Raw genomic sequence first — 5,023 nt, forward strand, 5'->3', positions numbered from 1 at the left:
GGCCATAGGTGAGGCCGAGGTCGCGCGTCGCGGCGTTGATGCGCTGAATCCACAAAGCGCGGAAGTTGCGCTTCTTGGTGCGGCGGTCGCGGTAGGCATATTGCTCGGCCTTCTCGACGGCCTGCACAGCGACGCGGAAGATGTTCTTGCGGCGGGAGAAATAGCCCTTGGCCTGCTTGAGCACCTTCTTGTGTGACTTGCGGGCGACGGTGCCGCCCTTTGAACGTGGCATGGGTCAGGTCCTCCGGCTTACTTGGCGAGATAGGGCATGTGGATCTTGACCAGGCGTTCGTCGCCCGGCGCCAGAACCATCGTGCCGCGCTGGTTGCGGATCTGCTTGTTTGTGCGCTTGATCATGCCGTGGCGCTTGCCGGCCTGGCCGGCCTTGATCTTGCCGGACGCGGTGACCTTGAACCTCTTCTTGGCCGAGGACTTGGTTTTCATCTTGGGCATTTTGCTTATTCCTTTCAAAGCGTTAGAAAGCCGCCATGGCATGCCCTTTACAGGCCAGGCGGCTTGAACGAGGGCTGGTAAAGCAAAAAAGCCCTGTAAATGCAAGTCAGAGGCGGATTTCGACCTTGAGACCGCCCAGCGCGGAGCGTCCGTAGCCGATGGATAATCCGTAGATATCGGCGATATCGGCGACGATCGACAGGCCCAGACCCGAGCCCTGTTTGCTCTCGTCCAGGCGGCGGCCGCGTTCGCTGATGAAGGGAATATCCTCGTCGGCGACACCCGGCCCGTCGTCCTCAACCGTGAGGAGCGGCTCCTCGTAGTGGACCCGGATGTTGCGACGTGCCCATTTCCTGGCGTTGTCGAGGAGGTTGCCAAGAAGCTCAGTCAGGTCGCTCTGCTCGATCGGCACGTTTGCGGTCGCGGGAACGTCAATCTCGAAGCTCAGCGTCTCCGCACCCGGCAATCGCGCGATGGCGGTGCTGACCTTGACCACTGTGGCTGCGAGCGGGCTTGCGGCGTGGCCCTTGCCGCTGGAAAGCCTCGCGCGCACGAGCGCCTGTTCGACATGGCGCAGCATGGCCTCTGCCTGTTCGTCGATGTCATCGGCTGGCGCCTCATGCCCCATGCGTCGCAGTTGTCTGGCCACGGAGGACAGCACTGTGAGAGGCGTCTTCAGGCCATGGGCCAGATCACCGGCTCGCCGCCTCGCGCGCTCCATGGATGCATCGCGCTGGTCAAGCACATCATTGAACTCCGCCACCAGCGGGGCAACCTCATCGGGATAGTTTCCCGTCATGCGCTGGGCGAGGCCCTGGCGGATGCTGGCAAGCTGGGCGCGCAACTGGTTCAGCGGGCTCAGTCCTACCGTCACCTGCAGCCAGGCGCTTGTGATCAGGATGCCGCCGATGATCAGCATGGCAAGATGGACCTTGCTCTGCAGGTCAGCCAGTGGCTGTGTCACCTCTTCAGGACCTGTCGCCACGAGAAACGACAGTTTCGAGCCGGACAACACAATATCACGGCTCACCGCGATCAGCGGCTCGTTCTCACCGCCTGGTTGAACGGCCGCCGCGAGGTCAATGGCCCGGGCTGAGGGAGATGTCAGCCTGGCGGCAGGCCTCGTTTGCGGAACCGACGTATTGATGATCTGCCAGTAACGCCGGCCACCCTGTTGCAGATAGCGCGGATCCGAGAGTGGAAGTGCAACCCGGAGCTGCCCGTCGTGTCGGATCTCAACGCGGCCAACGAGCTGTGCCATGTCATTCTCGAGCGTGTTGATCACCCGGTCCCGGGTTTGCGCCTCAAACAGCCGCATCAGCGCAAAGCCGGTGAGGAACAAGGTGATGATGATCCAGATTGCTCCGGAGGCAATCAGGCGTACGCGCAGTGAGCCCGTTTTCATTTCGGCTGAATGTTCACGATGTAGCCGAAGCCGCGCCTGGTTTCGATCACATCAGCCTTGAGCTTGCGGCGCACGCGTCCGACAAGGGCCTCGATTGCATTGGAATCACGCTCGTGATCGTGGGAGTAGAGCGCATCGCTCAGCTCCAGCTGGGATACAGCCCGGCCGCGGTTGTGAAAGAGATAGTTCAGAAGCCGGAATTCAAGCGGGGTAAGGCTGCTCGGTGTACCATTCACCGTGACCTCGCGGGTGCGCGGGTCAAGGGTGACGGAGCCGACGGTGATCTGCGGTTCGGCGCGGCCCGAGGCCCGGCGCAGAAGGGCGCGCAGGCGGGCGAGCACCTCTTCGATGCGAAATGGCTTGGCGAGATAGTCGTCTGCGCCTGCATCGATGCCATCAACCCGCTCGACCCATGATCCGCGTGCGGTCAGGATCAGGACGGGCGTCGAAACACCCTCCTGACGCCAGCGCTTGAGAATGGTGAGCCCATCGACTGCGGGCAGGCCAAGGTCAAGAATGATCGCTGCATAGGCTTCGGTGCTGCCCTTGAACCAGGCTTCCTCGCCGTCCGCTTCAACTTCGGCGACATAGCCCGCCGCAGTCAGGGCTGCGGCAAGGTCACGGGCGATCAGCGTCTCATCCTCAACGATCAGAATACGCATCGGCGTTGCATGACGGTGCGGGAAGCCGCGGGCGCGGCGCCGGACTGGTAACCCGGCTGAAAAAGCGAAGACCTGACGGCAGTCATTTCGCAATCTTATAGCGAAATATGACAGAATGCCAGATATCTCTGTTGATCAAGGCATTACCAAAAAAAGGCGCCCCGACCGGGGCGCCTGAACGGCTTCGCAGCAGAACGATGGAGTTCAGCGCGGCGCCAGAACCATGACGATCTGGCGGCCCTCGAAGCGGGGCTCTGATTCCACCTTGGCGATTTCGCCGGTGTCCTTGCGGACACGGTCAAGAAGCTGCTGGCCCAGTTCCTGGTGGGCCATCTCGCGGCCGCGGAACCTGAGCGTGATCTTGACCTTGTCGCCTTCCTCGAAGAAGCGCCTGATGGCTCTCATCTTCACATCATAGTCGTGATCGTCGATCATCGGGCGCATCTTGATCTCCTTGATCTCGATGACCTTCTGCTTCTTGCGGGCCTCTGCGGCCTTTTTCTGTTCCTGGAACTTGAATTTCCCGTAGTCGAGGATCTTGCAGACGGGAGGCTTGGCATCAGGTGAAATCTCGACGAGGTCGAGATTGGCCTCTTCGGCCATCATCAGCGCCTGACGGATCGGCACGACACCGACATTCTCGCCTTCTGCGCCAATGAGGCGGACATCACGGGCCTCGATGCGGTGGTTGATCCTGTGTCCTTCTTCCTTTTGCGGGGGGGCGGCTCCGCGGCTTATCGGCCTCCTGGGTGGAATGCTCAAGTCTGCTTCTGCTCCTGTAGTGGGGCGGTGCTGTGGCGCACGTCGCCCGGTGGTTGCGGTGACGTCTGCTTTAGACATTGAAAGGACTGCCCGCGTCAAGCGCTCATGCGGCGCCTTCAGCCGCTTGCGGCTGCCTTGCGAGCCCCACGCCTGCCCTCGCGCAGGCTGACGAGGCGGTCGGGAATCCGGATCTGAAACACTGTTCCCGACGGGCCTGTGTCGCGCAGACGGATTTCGCCGCCATGGGCGCGGAGCAGTTCGGCGGCAATGGCCAACCCCAGGCCGACACCTCCCTGTTTTGCGGCGCTCTGAAACGCCTCGAACAGCCGGGGCTTCAGCTGCTCGGGAATGCCGGGGCCGTCATCCGCGATCTCGATCGTCACCACACTGCTCTCGCGGCGGGCCGATACCCTGACATGACCCTCGAGCTTGCCGTCACCATCATCGATTGCCGTCTCAAGCGCCTGCACCGCGTTGCGCAGAACATTGTTGAGTATCCGGAGGAGCTGGTCGCGTCCGGCATCGATCATCAATCCTGCCGGCACGTCGTTGAACAGCAGGATGCGCGGCGAGGCATGCAGTACCTCGGCCTCAATCAGGTCATCCACCAACGGTCTCAGCTCAAGGATTTCGCGCTGAGGCGGCGGCTCCTCGGCGCGCCCGAAGCGCAATGTCTCGCTCAGGAGGGCAATTGCGCGGTCGAGGCTGGCAATCAGCTTTGGCGCGAAGCGCTTGACGGTCGCGTCTTCGGCCAGAGCAAGGCGGTCCGAGATCAGCTGGGCCGAAGACAGCATGTTGCGCAGATCGTGGTTGACCTTCGCTGCAGCGAGCCCCAGAGCGGCCAGCCGGCTTTTCTGCTGCAGCATGGTGGCCAACTCCGATTGCATGGCATGCAGCTCACGGGCTGCCATACCGATCTCGTCCTGGCGTGCAGAGGGCGTGATGATTCGGGAACGATCTTCCGGATTGGTTCGGAACGACACCATGTTGCGTATGATCTGCTTGATCGGCCGAAGCAACATCAGGTTCAGGGTGGCATAGACCAGCCCGGCCACGATCGCAGACAGGATAACCGACAGGATCAGGATGTTGATGCCAAAGCGCAGCATGGCCTGTTGCAGGCTCTTCTCATGCAGCACCACCTCGATGATGCCGCCTGGCATGTTGGGTGGTGCGTCGACCACCGCGATGACGCGGTCGCCTCCGCTCAACATCACTCCGAAGGCATCGGCGATGGCCGGAAGCCAGCCGATGTCGCGAAGATCGTGGCTGATGGCCGGAAGCTGGCTCGTCTCCCCGCGCGTCAAAGACAGTCTCTTGTCATCACGCATCAGGGCGATGGCCAGCACACCTGCGCCATCGAGGATTTCCGTGCGCAGCGCGGCAGGCAGCCCCCGCCCGTCAGCAGCCTCGGTGGCAAGCGCCGCGATCTCTGCCTGTGCCACCCGGGCCTTGAGCCACTGGATCCGGAAGTTGGCTATGGATGGCAGGAAGATCAGCACCTCGCCCAGCATGACGAACACCACCGTCATTGCCAGAAGCTTGGCCGACAGGCCGCGCAACAGCCGTGGGCCATCCTGTGTCTGTGCTGGCGTGGTGTGCGTCATGGGCTCATGAATTTAACCACCCGTATTACGGCCCGCAGCAGCGGGTTGGATGCAAGTGCGGAAAAATATTCCAGCGCGGCGCGCCTGCCCGCTTCGCCTCGCGTGGGGTAGGGCAGCACGGGTGAGATCATGGC

6 protein-coding genes are annotated in these 5,023 nt (G+C 62.2%); all 6 read right to left on the reverse strand.

Going from position 1 to position 5,023, the window contains the following annotated elements:
- Positions 1-232: 50S ribosomal protein L20 (gene rplT, locus ACILRN_RS15640; RefSeq protein WP_395689860.1), on the reverse strand; the 232-nt coding region annotated here is incomplete at its 3' end.
- Positions 233-249: 17 nt separating this feature from the next.
- On the reverse strand, positions 250-453 hold the full coding sequence (gene rpmI / locus ACILRN_RS15645; protein ID WP_336904220.1) for a 50S ribosomal protein L35: 204 nt from the start codon (positions 451-453) through the stop codon (positions 250-252).
- A 106-nt stretch (positions 454-559) separates the two neighbouring features.
- Positions 560-1,858 (reverse strand): sensor histidine kinase, encoded by a 1,299-nt coding sequence (locus tag ACILRN_RS15650; protein WP_395689862.1) that lies wholly within the window; start codon positions 1,856-1,858, stop codon positions 560-562.
- The gene (locus ACILRN_RS15655; protein ID WP_395689864.1) at positions 1,855-2,520 is read right to left on the reverse strand and encodes a response regulator; all 666 of its coding nucleotides are present in this window, start codon (positions 2,518-2,520) and stop codon (positions 1,855-1,857) included. Before ACILRN_RS15655 ends, ACILRN_RS15650 begins: the two co-directional genes overlap by 4 nt.
- A gap of 204 nt (positions 2,521-2,724) precedes the next feature.
- Entirely contained in the window at positions 2,725-3,282 is a 558-nt protein-coding gene (gene infC / locus ACILRN_RS15660; RefSeq protein WP_395689867.1) for a translation initiation factor IF-3, read from the reverse strand.
- Positions 3,283-3,398: 116 nt separating this feature from the next.
- The gene (locus tag ACILRN_RS15665; RefSeq protein ID WP_395689869.1) at positions 3,399-4,889 is read right to left on the reverse strand and encodes an ATP-binding protein; all 1,491 of its coding nucleotides are present in this window, start codon (positions 4,887-4,889) and stop codon (positions 3,399-3,401) included.
- Positions 4,890-5,023: the final 134 nt, after the last annotated feature.

It is taken from the genome of Aestuariivirga sp. (assembly GCF_044238155.1).
Taxonomy (GTDB): domain Bacteria; phylum Pseudomonadota; class Alphaproteobacteria; order Rhizobiales; family Aestuariivirgaceae; genus Aestuariivirga.